Source organism: Streptomyces sp. NPDC005262, from assembly GCF_042872425.1.
Classification (GTDB): domain Bacteria; phylum Actinomycetota; class Actinomycetes; order Streptomycetales; family Streptomycetaceae; genus Streptomyces.
Map to the genome: position 1 here is coordinate 1 of NZ_JBIAKK010000013.1, position 19799 is coordinate 19799.

Annotated in this window: 17 protein-coding genes; 10 read left to right on the top strand and 7 right to left on the bottom strand. The window is 69.4% G+C overall.

All coding sequences use genetic code 11. The features are described 5' to 3' along the window. Positions 1 to 233 precede the first annotated feature (233 nt). From ACFYP5_RS27230 to ACFYP5_RS27260, 7 genes are all read left to right on the top strand, one after another. Positions 234 to 1496, top strand: coding sequence for an extracellular solute-binding protein (locus ACFYP5_RS27230; RefSeq protein ID WP_389040912.1), 1263 nt, complete (start codon positions 234 to 236; stop codon positions 1494 to 1496). Positions 1497 to 1507: 11 nt separating this feature from the next. Next, on the top strand, positions 1508 to 2455 hold the full coding sequence (locus ACFYP5_RS27235) for a carbohydrate ABC transporter permease (RefSeq protein WP_389040914.1): 948 nt from the start codon (positions 1508 to 1510) through the stop codon (positions 2453 to 2455). A 5-nt stretch (positions 2456 to 2460) separates the two neighbouring features. After that, positions 2461 to 3318 carry a carbohydrate ABC transporter permease gene (locus ACFYP5_RS27240; protein WP_389040916.1) on the top strand — a complete coding sequence of 286 codons (858 nt, stop codon included), beginning with the start codon at positions 2461 to 2463 and terminating at the stop codon, positions 3316 to 3318. Between the two features lie 8 nt (positions 3319 to 3326). Further along, on the top strand, positions 3327 to 4706 hold the full coding sequence (locus ACFYP5_RS27245) for a GH1 family beta-glucosidase (RefSeq protein ID WP_389040918.1): 1380 nt from the start codon (positions 3327 to 3329) through the stop codon (positions 4704 to 4706). A 538-nt stretch (positions 4707 to 5244) separates the two neighbouring features. Then, complete coding sequence (locus ACFYP5_RS27250; protein WP_389040920.1) at positions 5245 to 6738, top strand: hypothetical protein; 1494 nt, start codon at positions 5245 to 5247, stop codon at positions 6736 to 6738. A gap of 300 nt (positions 6739 to 7038) precedes the next feature. Beyond that, positions 7039 to 8673 carry a cytochrome c oxidase subunit I gene (gene ctaD / locus ACFYP5_RS27255; RefSeq protein WP_389041262.1) on the top strand — a complete coding sequence of 545 codons (1635 nt, stop codon included), beginning with the start codon at positions 7039 to 7041 and terminating at the stop codon, positions 8671 to 8673. Continuing rightward, positions 8670 to 9059 carry a cytochrome c oxidase subunit 4 gene (locus ACFYP5_RS27260; protein ID WP_389040922.1) on the top strand — a complete coding sequence of 130 codons (390 nt, stop codon included), beginning with the start codon at positions 8670 to 8672 and terminating at the stop codon, positions 9057 to 9059. Before ctaD ends, ACFYP5_RS27260 begins: the two co-directional genes overlap by 4 nt. A gap of 9 nt (positions 9060 to 9068) precedes the next feature. Here ACFYP5_RS27260 and ACFYP5_RS27265 read toward each other — a convergent pair whose 3' ends face one another. Together ACFYP5_RS27265 and ACFYP5_RS27270 are read right to left on the bottom strand one after the other, a co-directional pair. Continuing rightward, a complete protein-coding gene (locus ACFYP5_RS27265; protein ID WP_389040924.1) occupies positions 9069 to 10709 on the bottom strand; it encodes a cytochrome bc complex cytochrome b subunit in 1641 nt (546 codons plus the stop codon). Positions 10710 to 11120: 411 nt separating this feature from the next. Beyond that, on the bottom strand, positions 11121 to 11396 hold the full coding sequence (locus ACFYP5_RS27270) for a hypothetical protein (protein ID WP_376514301.1): 276 nt from the start codon (positions 11394 to 11396) through the stop codon (positions 11121 to 11123). 621 nt (positions 11397 to 12017) lie between these two features. Here ACFYP5_RS27270 and ACFYP5_RS27275 point away from each other — a divergent pair. After that, a complete protein-coding gene (locus ACFYP5_RS27275) occupies positions 12018 to 12758 on the top strand; it encodes a class I SAM-dependent DNA methyltransferase (protein ID WP_389040926.1) in 741 nt (246 codons plus the stop codon). Positions 12759 to 13002: 244 nt separating this feature from the next. On the opposite strand, the gene ACFYP5_RS27280 is transcribed toward ACFYP5_RS27275, so the two are convergent. The 3 genes from ACFYP5_RS27280 to ACFYP5_RS27290 all read right to left on the bottom strand — a co-directional run bounded on the left by ACFYP5_RS27280 (position 13003) and on the right by ACFYP5_RS27290 (position 14871). Next, entirely contained in the window at positions 13003 to 13869 is an 867-nt protein-coding gene (locus ACFYP5_RS27280; protein ID WP_389040928.1) for a DUF4232 domain-containing protein, read from the bottom strand. Beyond that, positions 13853 to 14338 carry an RNA polymerase sigma factor gene (locus tag ACFYP5_RS27285; protein ID WP_389041264.1) on the bottom strand — a complete coding sequence of 162 codons (486 nt, stop codon included), beginning with the start codon at positions 14336 to 14338 and terminating at the stop codon, positions 13853 to 13855. Before ACFYP5_RS27285 ends, ACFYP5_RS27280 begins: the two co-directional genes overlap by 17 nt. A 68-nt stretch (positions 14339 to 14406) precedes the next feature. Next, positions 14407 to 14871, bottom strand: a complete 465-nt coding sequence (locus tag ACFYP5_RS27290) for a class F sortase (protein WP_389040930.1) — start codon at positions 14869 to 14871, stop codon at positions 14407 to 14409. Here ACFYP5_RS27290 and ACFYP5_RS27295 point away from each other — a divergent pair. After that, a complete protein-coding gene (locus ACFYP5_RS27295) occupies positions 14870 to 15031 on the top strand; it encodes a hypothetical protein (RefSeq protein ID WP_389040932.1) in 162 nt (53 codons plus the stop codon). The genes ACFYP5_RS27290 and ACFYP5_RS27295 overlap by 2 nt on opposite strands. A 38-nt stretch (positions 15032 to 15069) precedes the next feature. On the opposite strand, the gene ACFYP5_RS27300 is transcribed toward ACFYP5_RS27295, so the two are convergent. After that, the gene (locus tag ACFYP5_RS27300) at positions 15070 to 15792 is read right to left on the bottom strand and encodes a DUF4232 domain-containing protein (protein ID WP_389040934.1); all 723 of its coding nucleotides are present in this window, start codon (positions 15790 to 15792) and stop codon (positions 15070 to 15072) included. 545 nt (positions 15793 to 16337) lie between these two features. On the opposite strand from ACFYP5_RS27300, the gene ACFYP5_RS27305 reads away from it, so the two are divergent. Continuing rightward, positions 16338 to 18788 (top strand): SpoIIE family protein phosphatase, encoded by a 2451-nt coding sequence (locus ACFYP5_RS27305; protein ID WP_389040936.1) that lies wholly within the window; start codon positions 16338 to 16340, stop codon positions 18786 to 18788. Positions 18789 to 18957: 169 nt separating this feature from the next. Here ACFYP5_RS27305 and ACFYP5_RS27310 read toward each other — a convergent pair whose 3' ends face one another. After that, on the bottom strand, positions 18958 to 19671 hold the full coding sequence (locus tag ACFYP5_RS27310) for a helix-turn-helix domain-containing protein (protein ID WP_329452338.1): 714 nt from the start codon (positions 19669 to 19671) through the stop codon (positions 18958 to 18960). Between the last annotated feature and the right edge of the window lie 128 nt (positions 19672 to 19799).

The following is a 19799-nucleotide window of genomic DNA, read 5'->3' on the forward strand; positions in this document are numbered from 1 at the left end:
GACGTCACGGCCGCCGCCGAACGCTCGATGGCCTTCGAAGCCCTCGACCAGCTCGCCATGGAACACCTGCTCGGCGTCCGCTGAGCCCGCCGGGGTGTGCGGCGACGGACCGCCGCCGGACACCCCCGACCCGCCCGCTACGGACCTGCCGACCCGTACCGAGGCGTATGCATCTCTCGCCGGGACAGAGAGGTCCCGCCGGGCCGGCACCCCTCTCATGCAAGGGCACGCACGTGACAGCATCTTCCCCGGACGGCCTGCGCCATCGGCGCCGTCGTCGCAACAGGCGGGTCATCGTCCCGCTCACCGTCGTCTCAGCGATCGTCGCCGGCACAGTTCTCTCGGGTTGTGGCCAGCAGCGGGACGAAAATGTGTACACCGTCCTGAACTCCTCGACCGACGACTCGTACCACAGCTGGGACGCCGCCACCCTGTCGCGGTGCAGCAAGAAGCTCGGCGTCACCATCGAGCAGCAGAGCGTTCCGGCCGCTCAGGTCATGACGAAGTCGCTGCGCATGGCCTCCTCGAAGTCGCTCCCGGACATCATCCAGTTCGACGGCTCCGAGATGCCGACGTTCGCCGAGACCGGCGGACTGAAGGACCTCAAGAAGCTGGGCGTCTCCACCGACGACATACCCCGGGGCATCTTCGACTACGGCTCGTACAAGGGCACGTACTACGGCGCGGCGCGCACGGTGAACACTCTCGCGCTGTTCTACAACAAGGACATCCTGAAGAAGGCCGGCCTGGAAGTACCCACCACCTGGGCCGAGATGCAGGAGAGCGCCAAGAAGCTCACCCAGGGCAGCAGGTACGGCATCGCCCTGAGCGCGGGCGGCGCGGAGGACGGCGTCTACCAGTTCACGCCGTTCATGTGGTCCAACGGCGGAAGCGAGACCGACCTCGGCGGCAAGCAGGTCGTCGAGGCGCTGGACTACTGGAAGGCTCTGCTCAAGGACCGCTCGCTGTCCAAGTCCACGGTCAACTGGACCCAGGCGGACGTCAACGACCAGTTCATGGCCGGCAATGCCGCCATGATGATCAACGGTCCCTGGCAGGTCGAGACCCTCAACACCAAGAAGGGGCTCAACTGGGGCATCGCACAGATCCCCGTCCCCGAGGCCGGCGACGACTCGGTCGGTCCGCTGGGCGGCGGCATGCTGACCGTCCCCGACATCGGTGACACCGTCCGGGAGAAGACCTCCGCCCGCATCATCAACTGCATGACCAGCGAGCAGGAAGAGATCACCTACGCGCTGAACAGCTGGATGATCCCGGCCAACCAGAAGGCCGCCGACACCTGGCGCAAGAAGGTTCCGGAGCTGAGCTCGCTGGCCGACCAGGTGGCCACCGCCCGGTCGCGCACCGCCAAGCTCGGCGCGGGCTGGTCCTCGGTGTCGCTCGCTCTGCAGAGCGCCTTCCAGGCCGCTCTCACCGGCCAGTCCAGCGAGAGCGTCCTCAAGCACGCACAGCAGCGTGTCGAGAGCGGGAACTGAGGTAACTGAACATGTCGACCACCACTGCTCCCGCGCCCGTCGCGCCGATCGCCACGAGGACGAGGACTCAGGACCCGCTGAGGGCCAAGCGCCGCAGGAAGCTCGCCCAGTGGGGCTTCCTCGCCCCCGCGGTCGTGTTCATGCTGCTGTTCTTCGGCTACCCGCTCGTCCGCAACGTCGTGATGAGTTTCCAGGACTACTCGCCGTCCACCTTCTTCACCGGCAAGGCCCCGTTCAACGGGTTCGACAACTGGAAGAGCGTCTTCCAGGACGACCTGTTCGGCAAGGCCCTCCTGCAGACCATCCTCTTCACCATCGGTTCGCTGATCGGCCAGTTCTGCATCGGCCTGGCGCTGGCGGTGTTCTTCACCAAGCGGTTCCCGCTCAACGGCGTGCTCCGCTCACTGATCCTGTTGCCGTGGCTGGTCCCGATGGTCGTCTCCGGCATCGTCTGGCGGCGCATCCTCGACCAGGACACCGGTGTCCTCAACTCCTTCCTCGGCATCTTCGGCCTCGGTGACACCCCGTGGCTGACCAGCACGAGCATGGCACTGGTCTCCGTCGTCCTGGTCAACATCTGGATCGGCATCCCGTTCAACATGGTGATCCTCTACGGCGGGCTCCAAGAGGTCCCCAAGGAGCTGTACGAGGCCGCCGCACTCGACGGCGCCTCCGCCTGGCGGACCTTCCGGTCCATCACCCTGCCGTTGCTCAAGCCCGTCATCACCGTGGTCCTGGTGCTCGGCTTCATGTCGACCGTCAAGATCCTCGACCTGATCCTGGCCCTCACCGACGGCGGACCCGCCGACTCGACGCAGACCCTGGGCACCCTGACGTACCAGAAGTCCTTCGTCTCGCTGGACTTCGGAGCCGGTGCCGTGGTCGGCAACATCCTGATCCTGATATCCGCCGTCTTCGCGGTGTTCTACCTGCGAGCCAACCGCAACGAGGGGAAGTGACCGGAATGGCGACCATCTCCCACACCCCCGCTGTCCCGTCGCAGGCCGACCGGAACAGGCCGAAGCGCCGCTGGGGCTCCATGATCGCGGGCCTCGTCATCCTCTGCGTGATGCTCTTCCCGCTCTACTGGATGATCAACACCGCACTGCAACCCGAGTCCGGGCTGCTGGAGGTGGACGCGATCCCGCACAGCCTGGACCTGTCCGGCTTCAGCTCGGCCATCGGCGAGCAGGGCACCAACCTGCTGACCTCGCTGGCCGTCGCACTCGGCGCCGTCGTCATCTGTCTGGCCATCTCCGCGCCCGCCGCCTACGCGCTCGCCCAGTTCAAGCTGCCGGGCACCAAGGTGATCGTCTTCGGCACGCTCATCACCCAGATGGTCCCGGGCATCGTCATCGCCAACGCCCTCTACAGCGCGTACGTGGACCTCGGGCTGGTCAACTCGTACTTCGGCCTCATGCTGGCGGACTCCTCGCTGGGCATCCCGTTCGCGATCGTGCTGATGCGCTCGTTCATGGTGGCCATCCCGCGCGAGGTCATCGAGGCCGCCGAGGTCGACGGTGCGGGACGCTTCCGTACCTTCGTCCAGGTCGTGCTGCCGATGAGCCGCAACTCGCTGATCACCGCCGGTCTGTTCTCGTTCCTGTACGCGTGGAGCGACTTCATGTTCGCCCTCACGCTGAACACCACCGACGACGTCAAGCCGATCACGCTCGGTATCTACCAGTACATCGGCGCGCACGTCGGTGACTGGGGTTCGGTCATGGCCGCGGCCGTGCTGTCCGCGATCCCCGCGGCGATCCTGCTCGTCCTCGCCCAGAAGTACATCGCTGCCGGTATCTCCGGTGGCTCCGTCAAGTAAGGTCCGTGATGAGTGAGTTCCCCGCCTTCCCGCCCGGATTCGTCTTCGGCGCGGCAACGGCCTCGTACCAGATAGAGGGCGCCGCGCAGGAGGACGGCCGCGGGCCCTCCATCTGGGACACCTACAGTCACACGCCCGGCAGGACGGACGGCGGCGACACGGGTGACGTGGCCTGCGACCACTACCACCGCTACCCCGAGGACGTCGCGCTCCTTCGCGACCTGGGAGTGGAGTCGTACCGCTTCTCCATCGCCTGGCCGCGGATCCAGCCCGACGGCAGCGGGCCGGCCAACCGGAAGGGCCTGGACTTCTACTCCCGGCTCGTCGACTCGCTGCTCGAAGCGGGCATCGAGCCGGCTGCCACCCTCTACCACTGGGACCTGCCTCAGGCCCTGGAGGACCGAGGCGGCTGGCGGGCACGGGAGACCGCGGAACGGTTCGGCGAGTACGCGTCGATCGTCGCCGAGCACCTCGGCGACCGGGTGCCGCGCTGGATCACGCTCAACGAGCCGTGGTGCAGCGCCTTCCTCGGATACTCCGTGGGCCGGCACGCACCGGGTGCCAAGGAGGGCACCGGGGCGCTGGCCGCCGCGCATCATCTGCTCGTCGGTCACGGCCTGGCGATGAAGGCGCTGCGCGCCACGGGTGTCCGCGAGGCGGGGATCACGCTCAACCTGGACCGCAACGTCCCGGCCACCGAATCGGACGCCGACCTCGCCGCCGTCGTCCGCGCCGACACCCAGCACAACCTGGTGTGGACCGAGCCGATCCTCGCGGGCCGCTACCCGGGGACCGATGAGGAGACCTGGGGCGAGCTGATCACCGCGCAGGACTTCCGCCGTGAGGGCGACCTGGAGCTGATCTCCCAGCCGCTGGACTTCCTGGGCATCAACTACTACCGGCCCATCGTGGTCGCCGCCGCCCCCTACCGCGAGGCCGACCCGGCGCTGCGGGTCGCCACGGACAACCGGTACACCGAGACGCAGTACCCGGACGTCCGGCGCACGGCGATGGGCTGGCCGGTCGTCCCCGAGTCCTTCACCGATCTGCTGACCGCGCTGAAGCGGACCTACGGTGACGCCCTGCCGCCGGTGCACATCACCGAGAACGGCTCCGCCGAGTTCGACACCGTCGGCCCGGACGGTGCCGTCCACGACGCCGACCGGGTGAGCTACCTGCAGAGTCATCTGACGGCTCTGAAGGCGGCGATGGACGCCGGTGTCGACGTACGCGGCTACTACGTCTGGTCACTGCTGGACAACTTCGAGTGGGCGCTGGGCTATGCGAAGCGGTTCGGGATCATCCGGGTCGACTACGACACCCAGGAGCGGACCCCGAAGGACAGCTACCGCTGGTATCAGCGGCTGATCGCCGCGCACCGGCCCTAAGGGCTGTCCTGTAATCCCTGGCGGGCGCACGACGACAGCTACGGCACCTCGCTGCGTTGTCGGAACGCCCGAATACGCCCAGTATGAGGACGCCCCTCCGCCTTGCGATGCACCGCATCCGACGCCGCGCGCTGATCCACCAGGGATTACGGGACAGCCCTTGGCCGCCGTCCTCGATCGCCGGACCGGCCTGATGCAGGCCGGTCCGGCGATCGGGTCCTCGTGCACCAGCCGCGCGATGAGCCGGGCGTCCGACAGGCGCACCGCGCCATGGCATCAGCCCTCGGAACAGCCCGCCCGGGACGACCGCCTCCGGGCCGCACGGGTTCACCGCGCCGGAGAGCACGAGACCCATCTCGCCGCCCGACGGCTGACCCCGTGATCGCTGGGTGAGCGGCCTGCTGTTCCCCCTCCTCCACCCCACGCCCGGCAGGGCGTGTGCTCCACATGGCCGATCAACGTTGGCCGGTTGCGCCAGGCACTCGCAGAGTTGCGCACAGAGCCCGGCCCGCTGCCCGTTGCCGTGGAGGACTGATCCATGCTCGACCGACTCTCCGTCGGCCCGCGAGTGGCGCAGATGCGGCTCTCCGATGCCGACAACGCGTACGGCCGCCCGTTTCCCTGGCTGGCGTCCGTCGCCGCCGCTTTCGCCCTCGTCCAGTTGGTGCTGGTGGTGCCCGGCTCGGGACTCGGCTGGGACGAGACCGTCTACGTCAGCCAGGTCAGCCGGGATGTTCCGGCCGCGTTCTTCAGTGCGCCCCGGGCCCGGGGCATTTCGTATCTGGTCGCGCCCGTGGCCGCGCTGACCTCCTCCACGGCTGCGCTGCACGTCTATCTGGCGCTGTGCTCCGGATTCGGGCTCTTCGTCGCCCTGTGGGTCTGGCGTCGCCTTCTGCCACCCGCGGTTCTCGCCGGGGCGGGCGCGATGTTCGCCGGGCTGTGGATCACCCTGTACTACGGCCCGATGGCGATGCCCAACCTGTGGTGCGCCCTGGGGTCGCTGGCCGCCGTGGGCTGCTTCCTACGAGCCGTCAGGGAAACGGCCGACGGCAAGGCGCTCGCCGGCCTCGGCGCCGGTGTGGTTCTGGTCGCCGTCATGCGACCCTCGGACGCCTGCTACCTGGTCCTGCCTCTGGTCGTGGCAGCGGTGGCGGTCCCGGGCTGGCGGCTTCCCGCTGTCCCCGCCGTGCTCGTGGCCGCCCTTCTCCTCGGCTCGGCACCGTGGATCATCGAAGCCCAGCTGCACTACGGCGGCGTGGCCGCCCGGTTGCACCGCGCCAGCGAGATCCAGGGCGGCCTGGGCCGACATCTCGCCGTGGACGATCAGATTCGAGCCCTGGACGGGCGGACCCTGTGCCGCCCGTGCGACGTGCCCTGGAAGCACCCGGTCACCGCGGCGTGGTGGTTCGCGCTGCCGCTGCTCGCGGCGGGCGGCATCGTCGCCGCCGGCCCGCGCCGCCCCGCCGCCGTCCTCGCGACCCTGGTCGCTGCGTCCATGGCGACGCCCTACCTGTTCATGATCGACTACGCTGCCCCCCGGTTCCTGCTTCCCAGCTACGCTCTGCTCGCGCTTCCCGTCGCCGAGTGCCTGCGCGGTCTGTACACCTCCGCCCGCCCCGGGTGGCGGCCGACGGTCGCCGTGTTGCTCATGTACGCCCTGGCCGGTCACCTCGCCGTCCAGTACTGGGTACTCGGCCATGTCGTCGCCCGCAGCCGGGTGGCGCGACAGGAGTACACCGCGATCGCCGACCGGCTGCACCGTCTGGGGGTACGCCCGCCCTGCGTGGTCACCGGCTTCGACGCGGTGCCGATCGGCTACTACGCCGGCTGCTCGTCGCGACAGATCGGCGGGCACGACGGGAGCATCACCACCGACGGTCTGCGCGCGGTGGCACGTCACACGCCTGTCGCGGTGATCGTGGCTCCCGGGCACAAACCACCCGCGTACGCCCGCGCCTGGCGGCCCGAAACCCTGCCGCCGCTGCGCGGGGGCACGGACCTCGCCGTCTACCTGGCGTCCCCCGAACAGTGAGTCGCCGCGGCACCGGCTGAGCGGAACGAGCGCCACCGGTCAGTTCCGTGTGCCACATCGGTCCTCGCCCGGGCACACGATCCGTCGAGGGCATCCGGCGGGACCCCGGGGCACCCGCTCGGCGCACCGGTGATCCGGTGAAATTCGAGGGAGACACCGCCAGTCGTACGGCCGTGCTCGCCGGCAGGCTCCACCATCGAGTCAACCGGGAGGGACGGAGAACCGATGGCGCAGGACCTGCAGGAAGCCGCGCCGGCCGAGCCGGCGGCCGACAAGCGCATCGCTGCCGGTGTGAGGCTCATGGGGTGGCTGACGACCACGGACCACAAGGTCATCGGCAATCTCTACATGGTCACCGCGTTCGGGTTCTTCCTGCTGGGCGGATTGCTGGCCATGCTCATGCGAGCGGAGCTGGCCCGGCCAGGACTTCAGATCGTCAGCGCGGAACAGTACAACCAGCTGTTCACGATCCACGGCACCATCATGATGCTGCTGTTCGCCACGCCGATGTTCGGCGGCTTCGCGAACGCCATCATGCCGCTGCAGATCGGCGCGCCCGACGTCGCCTTCCCTCGCCTGAACGCGCTCACCTACTGGCTCTTCCTGTTCGGCGGAATCATCGTGGTGTCCGGATTCGTGGTGCCCGGCGGCGCGGCACACTTCGGCTGGTTCGCCTACGCCCCGCTGAACAGTGCCGTCTTCTCGCCCGGCGCCGGCGGAGACCTCTGGACCATGGGCCTGGTGCTGACGGGGATCAGTACGACCCTGGCATCGGTCAATTTCATCACCACGATCGTCTGTCTGCGCGCCCCCGGTATGACCATGTTCCGGATGCCGATCTTCACCTGGAACGTTCTGTTCACCTCGATCCTCGCGCTGCTGGCGTTTCCGGTGCTCGCTGCCACGCTGCTCACCCTCGAAGCCGACCGGAAGTTCGGGGCGCATGTCTTCGACTCCGCCAACGGCGGGGCACTGCTGTGGCAGCACCTTTTCTGGTTCTTCGGCCATCCCGAGGTCTACATCGTCGCGTTGCCCTTCTTCGGAATCGTGAGCGAGATCATTCCCGCGTTCAGCCGGAAGCCGATGTTCGGGTACTTCGGAATGGTGATGGCCACGATCAGCATCACCATGCTCTCGGCGGTGGTCTGGGCCCATCACATGTTCGCCACGGGGGCCGTTCTCCTGCCGTTCTTCTCCGCCATGTCGTTCATCATCGCCGTGCCCACCGGTGTCAAGTTCTTCAACTGGATCGGCACCATGTGGCACGGCAGCATCACGTTCGAGACACCCATGCTCTGGGCGATCGGCTTCCTCGTGACATTTCTCCTCGGCGGCCTCAGCGGGGTGCTGATCGCCTCTCCCCCGCTGGACTTCCACCTCACCGATTCATACTTCATCGTCGCGCACCTCCATTACGTGCTCTTCGGCACAGTGGTCTTCGCGATGTTCGGCGGCTTCTACTTCTGGTGGCCCAAGTTGACCGGCCGCATGCTGGATGAACGCATCGGGCGCATCCATTTCTGGACCTTGTTCGTCGGCTTTCAGCTGACGTTCCTGGTCCAGCACTGGCTGGGGGAGGCCGGAATGCCCCGCCGTTACGCCGACTATCTCGCAGCGGACGGCTTCACCTTGCTCAATACGATCTCGTCCATCGGATCCTTCGTGCTGGGCCTGTCGACACTGGCGTTCCTGTACAACGTGTGGCACACCAGCCGTTACGCACCGAAGGTCGAAGTGGACGACCCGTGGGGATTCGGCCGTTCGCTGGAGTGGGCCACCTCATGTCCACCCCCGAGGCACAATTTCCGGGCTCTGCCCCGCGTACGTTCCGACTCGCCGGCCTTCGACCTGCACCACCCCCTGAAGGAGAAGCCGGGCCTCGGCCGAGGCGCGTCCCACTCCGTCTCGGGCTCCGAGGAGGAGTCGGGCGAATGAAGACCGAGGCCATTCTCTTCGCCGGAGTCGCGGGGTTCTTCCTCGTGACCGACGTTCTCTACGCCGTGTGGTCCCGGGATCCGACAGGCACGGCGGCGCTCACCATCTCGTTCCTCATGGCGCTGCTGGTCGCGTTCTTCTTCGCCACCAACTACCGGAGGAAGGGGCTGCGCCCCGAGGACCGCGGAGACGGGAAGATCCATGAGCGGTCCGGCCCGGTGGCCTTCTTCTCTCCACACAGCATCTGGCCGTCGATGACAGCCGCGGGGACGGCCCTGCTCGCTCTCGGTGTGGTGTTCGGTCTGTGGCTCTTCCTGATCGGGCTGGGCCTGGCCCTGACGGGGGTGTTCGGAATGGTCTTCCAGTACGCGCGCGTACAGGACTGAAGACGGCTCTCAGTCCTCAGGAGTGCGAACCGGCTCCGGCGGCGCGGTCCGCTCGGCGATCCGCGAGCGTTGCTCGTCCGTCGCGGGCAGTTCCACGAGGTCCCTGTAGTACCACCCGCTCAGTACGGTCCGAAGCCGTCGCCCACGCGAGACCGGGCCCTCCGCGGGGAGCTCCAGGGGCGTCGGGACGTCACGCATCAGGATGCGGTAGCGGGCTGTCGGGCTCAGTCCGCGGTGGCTCTCCGAGAGGTCGCCGGTCACCGACTGGGTCACCTGGCCGGTCTCCTCGCCCTCGGTCAGCCGACGGCGGTCCCGCATCTGAAGGGCGAGGCAGAGGCGCTTGGTAAGCGCGAACGCCAGGAGCGGGGCGACGACCAGCGCGATCCTGAGGATCCAGGTCATGACTTCGATCGAAACCCTGAACGAGAGGGCGACGACGTCGTTTCCGCCGGCGACCAGGAGAACGCCGTAGAAGACGATGGCCGCCACGCCGAGCCCGGTGCGGGTCGGCCGGTTGCGCGGCCGGTCGCACAGATGGTGTTCCCTGCGGTCGCCCGTCACCCACTGCTCGAAGAAGGGATAGAGGAACAGCAGTATGAAGACCACGCCCGGCAGCACGAGCGTCGGAATGAACACATTCCACATGACGGTGTGACCCGCGATGTCGGACTCCCATGGCGGCATCAGCCGGAGCGCACCCTCCAGGAACCCGACATACCAGTCCGGCTGTGCGTCGCCGGAAACCTGGTCGGCACGGTAGGGACCGTAGTTCCATACGGGATTGATCTGGGAGAGCCCTCCCAGCAGGGCCAGTACGCCGAACACCATGAGGAAGAAACCGGTGGTCTTCGCGGTGAAGTGCGGGAACGCCGGCGGACCGACGGCATTCTTGTTGGTCTTCCCCTGCCCCGCCCACTGGGTGTGTTTCAGGTGGACCACCAGAATGAGATGAGCGGTGATCAGCGCCACGATCAGGCCGGGCACGAGCAGGATGTGCACGGCGTACAGACGAGGGATGACGTCATCGCCCGGGAACTGCCCTCCGAAGACGAACAGCTCCACGTACGTTCCGACGACAGGGATCGACCCCACAATGGTGGCCGCCGTCCTCAGGCCCGTACCGGACAGCAGGTCGTCGGGCAGCGAGTAGCCCGCGAATCCCTCGAGGAGCGCGAGTACGAACAGGGTCACGCCCACCACCCAGTTGGCCTCCCGCGGCCTACGGAAGGCGCCGGTGAAGAAGATCCGCAGCAAATGGACGGCGATCGCGGCGACGAACACCAGTGCCGCCCAGTGATGGATCTGACGGATCAGCAGGCCCCCGCGCACGTCGAAGCTGATGGCGAGAGTGGTCGTGTAGGCCTGTGTCATCCTCACGCCCTGCAGCGGGGCATAGGAACCGGTGTAGACGCTCTCCATCATGCTCGGGTCGAAGAACAGGGTGAGGTACACGCCGGTGAGGAGCAGGACCACGAACGAATAGAGGGCGATCTCGCCGAGGAGGAAGGACCAGTGGTCGGGAAAGGCCTTGCGCAGCAACTGCCTGGCCAGTTCGCTGACGGGCAGGCGCGCATCCATCGCGCCGTATCCACCGACCGCCGCCTTCCCGGCCCGGGTCTTCAGCTGCGCCTTACGTCTCCGCAGGGGCATGCACCACTCTCCCGTCGGTCTCCCTTCCGTCACGCGTCCCCTTATTGTTCCGGTTCGTCCTTTACGGGTAACGCATTACTCGAAGGGATTACGCAGAATCGCGCTATCGGCACCTGATCGGCCGACCTGGCTCCGACGTGCCGGTCGGGGCCGGTCCGGTACGTCGGGGTCGGCAGTGGGTTCCACGTGGCGGCCGAGCGCGCATCGGTCGCCGCCGAGCGGCGCCGCATGGACGAAGCCACCACCTCCGACGACCACCGGGGCGCCGACACCTGGCGGGCTCCCGCCCTCCAGCATGGCCCTGGCGAGCGCATGACGGACGCCGTTCAAAGCTGCCGCCGCATGCCATGTCGGGACACGGCGGCGCCCCTGTGCGCAGCTCGCACAGGGGCGCCGTGAGGAGGGCCGGAATCAGTGCGACCTGTGTGCGAGCCCCTTCGTCACGAGGAACTTGACGGGCAGTCGGTGACCCTTCAGGTGCATCGTGCGGTGGTGCCGGACGCCGTAGCGGATCTTGTTGGACTTCCCGTGCTGGTTGAACTTCCCGTGCTGGTTGAACTTCTCGTGCTTGCAGTGGTGCTTCGGGCCGCCGTGCGGGGAGGCGGCGCTCGCGACGGTCGCCGATCCTGCGAGTACCGAGATCGCGGCGACCGCGGTGACGACTGCGCGCTTGATGGTGAGGTTCATTTTCGTTCTTCCCTTCCGTGCCGGGCGTTCCGGCGCAAAATCACGATGTCCCGTGACCTCGTTCGGAGCGGTCCTGCCGGGGATCGCGGCGCGCCGCCCCGCCGGTACTGCATCCGGGCGCCCAGGATGAAGATCCTCTGAGAAGAGTTCGTCCGAAGGGGACCACACGTCGGCACGGCGGGTGAATTTCTCTCATCTCCCCTTCATCCAGGGAGTTCTGGCGGAGTTCTGGCGTACTCGGGAGCGCCCGTCAACTTCACTCCGACGGCTCAATCGCACGCAGTCCTGGAGACGCGCGCGGTGTCCTCGCAGGCCCGACCGGTCGCTTCCCCGCTACAAGCAGGCCGTGCGTCAGGCACGCATCGGGCAGCTCGACATGGCGGTGGCTGCCGGGGAGCGTGTCTCCGGATCGTCCTCGACGAAATGGCGACCGGCGTGGTGAACCCGTCGGAAGACCCCTCTCGGCCAGGTGCCCCTTCGGTGGACGACCGGACCTCCGGCTCATCGGCGGCGCCGACGGCCACCAGCAGGTCGGCGACGCGGGCCGGAACCGCGTGCCCGGAGCCGGTGGAAGGTAAATACGTCGACAGCGCCCTGTCGCGCCCGGCAAAGTGCACGCTCGTGACGAGCAGTGAACTGTGGACCCGTGCGACCGCCGACCGCTACGACGCCGAGGAGGACGAGATGTCCTCGGGCGCTGTTCTCGGTCCGACTCTCGACTTTCTCGCCGAACTCGCCGGAGACGGCCGGGCACTGGAATTCGCCATCGGAACCGGACGCGTGGGTGTCCCGCTCCGGAAGCGCGGCGTGCCCGTGGTGGGCATCGAACTGTCCGAACACATGGCGGCTGTTCTGCGGCGCAAGATCGACGAGGACGCGCTCCCGGTCACCATCGGGGACATGGCCGCGACCACCGTCCCCGGCAAGTTCACCCTGGTCTATCTCGTCTACAACACCATCACGAACCTGCTCACGCAGGACGAGCAGGTCGAGTGCTTCCGAAACGCCGCGCGTCACCTGACGCCCGGCGGCCGATTCGTCATCGAGTTGGGCGTGCCGCCGCTGCGGTTCCTGCCGCCTGGACAGGTCGCGGTGCCGTTCGACGTCTCCGAGCGGCATCTCGGCTTCGACACCTTCGACCTGGTCGAGCAGATCCTGGTCTCGCACCACCTCACCCGCGACGGCGACGACGGCCGCTACCGCCGCAGCAGCTCCCGGCACCGGTACGCGTGGCCGGCGGAGCTCGACCTCATGGCACGGATCGCCGGGCTGGAGCTGGAACTGCGCGTCGCGGACTGGGACAGGTCGCCGTTCACCCAGGACTCCGCGAAGCACATCTCCGTGTGGCGCAAGCCGGCCTGAGGCGAGACCCGCTCGTCGTGAACTCCGGTGCGGAGAGCCGACGGAAGTGCCGCCTGACGCATCCTCACCGACCGTCGCCGGACGACCGTCACGGCGCTGGATCTATCCTGCCGACGAGGCCGGAACAGCCCCTCTCGCACCTGCTGCCTCTCCCGGTCCAGTCCGCTGACCGACAAGGTGTCGGCCACTCAGGCGGCGCGCGCTCCCGTCGCACCGAGGCCGTCGTGGGCCGCGGGCCGCTGCGTCAGGCCGACGGGTTCCCGGACGTGCCGGCGGCGAACGGCGTGACGCTGAATAGGTCGTCGCAATTGGTGACCTCTCCCGGGATCACCAGCGAGGCGGTGCTGCCCGGGGGATAGATCCGCAACTGCGCCGACGTGGGCAGGCACGCCCCCTGCCGGTTGATTGTGTGGATCGTGACGCTCGCGGAGCCACCGCGCTCCAGGACCACCGGTGCGTACGTCCTGCGGTCGCGGGTCGCCGGCGCGCCGATCTGCTTTCCGCCCGCGTCCAGCAAGGACACCCCCGGATAGCCGGAGACCTGGCACGCACCGGACGTGCGGTTCGTGAGCACGAGGTACCGGTAGAGATTGCCCGCACCCGCGTCGCCGCCGCCGAGCGAGATGGTGAGCTGCGAAGCGGCGCACATCGGTGAGGTGCCCGGCGTGCGGCCGGACGGGCCGACTGCGCTGCCGGACGCACCGGTTGTGCCGGTGGAGGGGTCACCCGGCGGGCGGTGGGTCGGGGTCGGGACGGTCGGGGGCGAAGTGGTGGACGGTGGTGTGGAGGGGCTGGGCGAGTGCGAGTGCTGGCCCGGGCCGGTCCGCGTACCGGTGGCGGAGGGTACGACCAGCTCGTCTCCACCGTTCATGGAGATCGCCCCCACCAGGTACGAGGTCCCGCCGAACACCGCGGCGGTGGCCGCAGCGACCATCACCGCCCGGGCCCGCCTGCGGCGCGCGGCCCGGCGGCGGATGCGGTGGAAGGCGCCGGGCGGAGTGGCCAGGTAGGTGGCCGGCGGCCGCAGCAGCGGCTCCAGCGGATCGGGCCGGCCGGCATCCAGCCGCCCGGTCAGGTCGCCGTCCTCACGGTCGTCAGGCGATCCGGTCATGGTGTCCCCCGAGCTCGGCGCGGAGCAGTTCGCGGGCCGCGTGCAGATCGGCCTTGATGGTTCCCTCCCTGCGGCCCAGCAGCCTCGCCACCTCGCGTACCGGCAGATCGGCGTAGTAGTACAGCAGAGCCGGGTTGCGCAGCCGCGCGGGCAGCGACTGCACGAGCATGCGTACGGAAGGATCGGTCTCGGGGTGCTGCCTCCGCTGCTCCTGGGCGGTGACACGGCGCATGGCCCCGCGTTCACGCTCCAGTTTGCGCCAGTGGTCACGGACCAGGTTCGCCGCGGTCACGTAGAGGAAGCCGCTGGGCTCCTCGACCCTGGCCCAGCGTGCCCACAGCCGGGTGAACGCCTCCGCGGCGATCTCGTGCGCGGTCTCGTCGTCCTCCACCAGCCGGCGCACCCAGCCGGCCAGCCGCGGGTAGACGGCCGCGAACAGTTCGGAGGCCGCGTGCTCCTGAGACCGGATGGCCGCTCGCCCCCTTCCTGTCGTGACACCCGTCGTGCCGGCCGGCAAGGCGGCTGCCTGCTCCCCGCTCACGACGCGGCGACCAGCGAGGCATAGACGATGACGTTGTCCGGGTAGCCGCCCGCCGCGCCGACCCGGGTGCCGCCACAGGTGATGAGACGCAGCGCCGCGTGGTCGACGTTCCCGTACACACGCTGCGTCGGGAACCTTGTTTTGGCCACCGTCTGCACCGCGTCCACGGCGAACGTCGCCACCGAACCGTCCACGCGGGTGACCGACACCCGGTCGCCCGCACGCAACCGGGGCAGTCCCTTGAAGACCCCGTCCCCGTACCTGCCGACGGTGACGTGGCCGAGGATCACCGACGGCCCCGTCTGGCCGGGCGTCGGCGAGCCGTCGTACCAGCCTGCGGGTGCGTGGGCGGCGATCGGCGGCACGGCCACCTCACCGTCGGCGCGCAGGCCCAGGGACATCACAGCGGTGTCGACGCCGATCAGCGGGATGCGCAGCCGCTCAGGGAGTGAGCGCGCCATGGCGCGGACCGCGGCCGGTGGCGCCGCGGCGGCGGTGCCGGGCGGTGCGGGGGACGCGGTGCCGCTGGAGGACGGCTCGGGGGCGGGCGCAGTCGGCGCGCAGCCGCAGACGAGTGTGAGAGCGGCAGCAGTGAGCGCGATCGCGTTCGCCGCACGGTGACGGAGCCGGTGCAGGGGCGGGGCGAGGGCGCTCAACGCTCAGCCCCGGACCCCGGCCCGGCGCCGCAGCGCGACCGTGAGACCGGCACCGCCGAGTACCAGCGCTCCGCCCGCTGCTGCACCGAGGGCCCTGCCCGGACGGTCCCGGTCGGAGGAGGTGGCGGCCATCCCGGTGTCCGGTGCGCCGCTGGGCACGGCGGTGACCTGCCCGCCGGACCCTGATCCGGCGGTGCCGCCACTGCTCGGCGAGGATCCCGCCGGGTTGCCGCCGGCGCCCGCGGCGAGCGGCGTAATGCTCAGCACGCCGTGGCAGTTGGCGATCTCGCCGACAAGGACCAGCGATGCGGTGTTGCCGGGTGGGTAGACCCGCACCTGGGTGGATGTGGGCAGGCAGGTGCCCTGGTGGTTGAGGGTGTGGATGGTGTCGCTGGCCGAGCCTCCCGGCTTCAGTACCACCGGCTCGTACGACGTGTGCTCGCGGGTCGCGGCCGGGCCGATCTGCCGGCCGGAGGCGTCCAGCAGCGACACACCGGGGAAGCCGGTGAGGTGGCAGGTCGTCGAACTGTGGTTGGTCAGCACCAGGTAGCGGTAGAGGTTCCCCGCACCGGCGTCGCCGGCGCCGAGCGAGCCCGTCAACTGCGAGGTCGCGCACATCCGGGTGCTGGATGCCTCTTGTGCGGGCACGGCCGCCGTCGCGGGGACGACGGTGAACACGGCGACGGCTGCGACCGCCGCACCGGCGGCGAATGGTCCCTTGCGCATGTCCTGCTCCCTGTCCTCACGGCGGCCGCCGGCCTCATGGGCGGACACCGGCCCGGCCGATCCGGGATTTGCGAACAGAGACGACGCGGCACCGCACGGGGTTGTAAAGAAACGTCAAAGCCTTAACGCCGCAGCCGGACTTGGTCCGGGTGCGAGGGTGCGGCTCGCACCCGGACAGCGGCGCGGTCGTACCACGGCAGAGGAACGTCGGCCGCGCGCTCACCGGGCCCAGGGCCTGCGCTCGCACATGGGGGCGCTCCGTGGCGGGATGGGCGGTGCACCACCCGCTCAGTGGGCCGGCGGGCGGTTTCGGTGACCGGCGAACCGCCGGCCCCAGGCCCGGTCCCCCCCCGAAGACCTCTGAGGGGCGACTTCGGCCACCCGAGGTCTTCGGCACTCGACCGGTGCACCGAGCGCTGTCGATGCGGAGCCGCGCGTACCGGCTGTGCACTCCGGGCACAGCCGGTACGGAGCGCTTCCACCGGATCGGGAATACGCTGCCGACGAGGGCTGCGGCCACGATCGGAAGGTGTGGGACGGCGCGGATGGCACAGGACACCGGTGGCGGCCTGGGGAGTGATGCGGTCGTCGGCGCCGAGGTGGCGGCGACCGCTGTGCTGGATTCCCGAGGCGTCGTTGTCCGATGGAGCCCGGCTGCCGAACAGCTGCTGGGCCATCCGGCGGCCCAGGTGCTGGGCCGGCCCGCCGGCGGACTGCTCGCCCGGCCCGAGCCGGCCGCAGCCGCCGCGGCACGGCGCGCACTGCGAGGGACGCCGGAGGTGCGGTCCGCAGCCGTGACCGTGCGCCGCGGGGACGGCCGACTGCTGGAGCTGATCCTGTGGGCGTACCCCTCGACCGGTCCCGAAGGCCCCGGGGCCGAGCCGCACTGGGTGGTCCTGGCGGTCGAGGCAGCCCAGATGCGCCGCTGGGAAGGCGACCAGGCGGTCATGGAGGGACTCTTCTCCCAGTCGCCCGTCGGACTGCTGGTCACCGATACCGAACTGCGCTGTGTACGGCGCAATGTGGCCCTGGAGCGCATGACCGGCATACCGACGAAGGAACGGCTGGGCAGGCGGATCGGGGTGACACTGCCGGGGCTGAGCGCCGACGCCATCGAGGCACGGATGCAGCAGGTCCTGGACACCGGCGTACCGACGACGGACTTCGTGCACCGCGGGCGCACCGTGGCCGACCCGGAACACGAGCATGTGTGGTCCACCAGTACCTTCCGGCTCCAGGACCCGGCCGGAGCCGTCCTCGGGCTGTGTCACGCGGTCATCGACGTCACCGCCAGTTACCGGGCCCAGGAACGGAGAGCTCTGCTCAACGAGGCCAGTCTGCGCATCGGCAGCACGCTGGACGTCATGCGGACCGCGCAGGAGCTGGCCGAGGTGGCCGTCCCCCGGTTGGCCGACACCGTCACCGTCGATCTGCTGGACGCCGTCGTGGAGGGCGAGGCGCCCCGGCCGGGTCCGGTCGAAGACAGTGTCACGCTGCGCCGCGCGGCATTTCGGTCCACATGGCGCGGGCATTCCCGAGCGGCGTACGCGGTCGGCGAGCTGAGCCGGTTCGCCTCTTCTTCGCCGCAGGCCCGTTGCCTGGCCGACCTCGAAGCCCGCCTCGTCGCCAGACTTGACCTCACCGCCGACTGGTTGCGGGACGATGCGCGGCGAATCGTGGGAATCCGAGCCGCAGGTGCGCACTCCCTGATGGTGGTACCGCTGGCCGCCCGCAACGTCCTGATGGGTGTGGCCAGCTTCTACCGGTGGCAGCAACCGGACCCGTTCGACGACGAGGACCTCACCCTCTCCGCGGAACTGGCCTCCCGTGCCGCCGTGTGCATCGACAACGCCCGCCGATACACCCGCGAGAGCGCCGCCTCCCTGGCCCTGCAACGCAGACTGCTACCCGGCGAGCTGCCCGAGCTCCACGCCGTCGAGGTCGCCGCACACTACCGACCCGCCGGCGCGGAGAGCGACGTAGGAGGCGACTGGTTCGATGTCATCCCGCTCTCCGGTGCCCGAGTCGCCCTGGTCGTCGGCGACGTCCCCGGGCACGGCATACACGCCTCCGCCACCATGGGGCGGCTGCGTACCGCCGTGAGCACCCTGGCGGACCTCGACGTACCCCCGGACGAGCTGCTCACGCATCTCGACGACCTGGTGGTCCGGCTCGCCGAGGAGGACGGTTCCGCCGGCTCCTCGCCGACCGGCGGCACCGTCACCGGGACCACCTGCTTGTACGCGGTCTACGACCCGGTCGAGCAGCGCTGCACACTGGCCTCCGCCGGCCACTACCCGCCCGCGGTGGTCCACCCCGACGGCAGCGTCGAGTTCCCCCGCCTGCCCGCGGGCCCGCCGCTGGGCCTGGGCGGCCTGCCCTTCGAGACCGCCGAGCTGGATGTCGCGGACGGAACCGTGCTCGCCCTCTTCACCAACGGACTCCTCCTGGGACGGGACCCCGACATCGACGTCGGACTTCAGGAACTGCGGCGCAGCCTGTCCCACCCCGACCGTCCGCTCGGGCAGATCTGTGACCAGGTGGCCGCCGCCCTGCTGCCTCTCCGCCCACCGGACGACGTCGCGCTCCTCGTCGCCCGCACCCACGCCCTGGGTGCAGACCGTGTCGCCTCCTGGGACCTGGCCGCCGACCCGGCGGTCGTCGTGGAGGCCCGGTCCCTGGCCGCACGGAAGCTGACCGAATGGGGTCTGGAAGAGATCTCGTTCATCGCCGAACTGGTGGTCAGCGAACTGGTGACCAACGCCATTCGCTATGGCTTCCCGCCGATCCGGCTTCGGCTGATCCGTGACACCTGCCTCATCTGCGAGGTCTCCGACAGCAGCAGTACTTCTCCTCGTCTGCGTCGCGCCGGAGCGGACGACGAGGGCGGCCGCGGCCTGTTCCTCGTCGCCCAGCTCACCCAGCGCTGGGGCACCCGTTACACCTCGAACGGCAAGACCATCTGGACCGAACTCACCCTGCCACACGCGATGTGACCCGCCATCAAGATCCGGACCCCCCACGGACCAGGCCTGTGACGTCATTCGACCCGAAGCTCCGGCACGTGGGTCGGGCCACACGGCTGGGGGTCCGGGGAGGGTGCCAGGACGTCCTCGGGATCGGGCGCGCCGGACGGGTCCGTCCGCAACGGCCCCGGGCGATCCTCTATCGCCGGGCGCGGAGTGCCTCCCACTGCGCTGCGGCGCCGTCCAGCAGCATCTCGAGGGCGGCGGGATAGGCGCTGTCAACCATGCGGGTCGCCAGGAGGGGCGCCGCCTCGGCGATCCGGGGGTGTGTGGTGCGCGGCAGACGGGCGTACGTCGAGCGCCACATGTCCTCGTCGGCTCTGAGACTTTCGCGTGGCAGAGCCAGCGAGGCCGCGTCGAGCGCGGCGAAGGCCAGCGTCTGGTCGATGAAGGCCTGGTAGATCCGTACCGTGTCCGGCAAGGGGAACCCCGCCGTGCGAAGTACGTCGAGGATGGCCTCGTCGGCCGCCAGCTCGTGGGCCCGGCCGGTGACCCGGTTCGCCGTCAGCAGCGCCGCCTGCGGATGCCCGACGTACACGGCGTGGATGCGCAACCCGAGGCCGCGCAGATCCGACCGCCACTCCCCCGTGGGCCGCCAGCCCTGCAGGGCCTGCCCGATGAGGGCGTCGCCGATGGCAAGGGTCAGATCGTCCATGCCGCGGAAGTACCGGTAGAGGGTGCTGGGGTCGGCGTCCAGGGCCAGGCCGAGACGGCGGGCGGTGAGTCCCGCGCTGCCGTGCTCACGCAGCATCCGCAGGGCGGTCTCGAGAATCAGTTGCTCGGAGAGCACGGTGCCGCTCCTGGTGGGACGGCGGCGCCGCCGTTTCTCCTCGGGCACCACAGCTTTCGCCACTGCCGCCTCCCGCCCATGGTCCTTATGCCAACACCATTGACCTTATCCGAGCACACGGCGTTGGATCTCCCGGCAGGGGCGCCCGCATCTCCGGTCCGCGAGGCCACGCCCCGTCTCCAGAGAGGAAG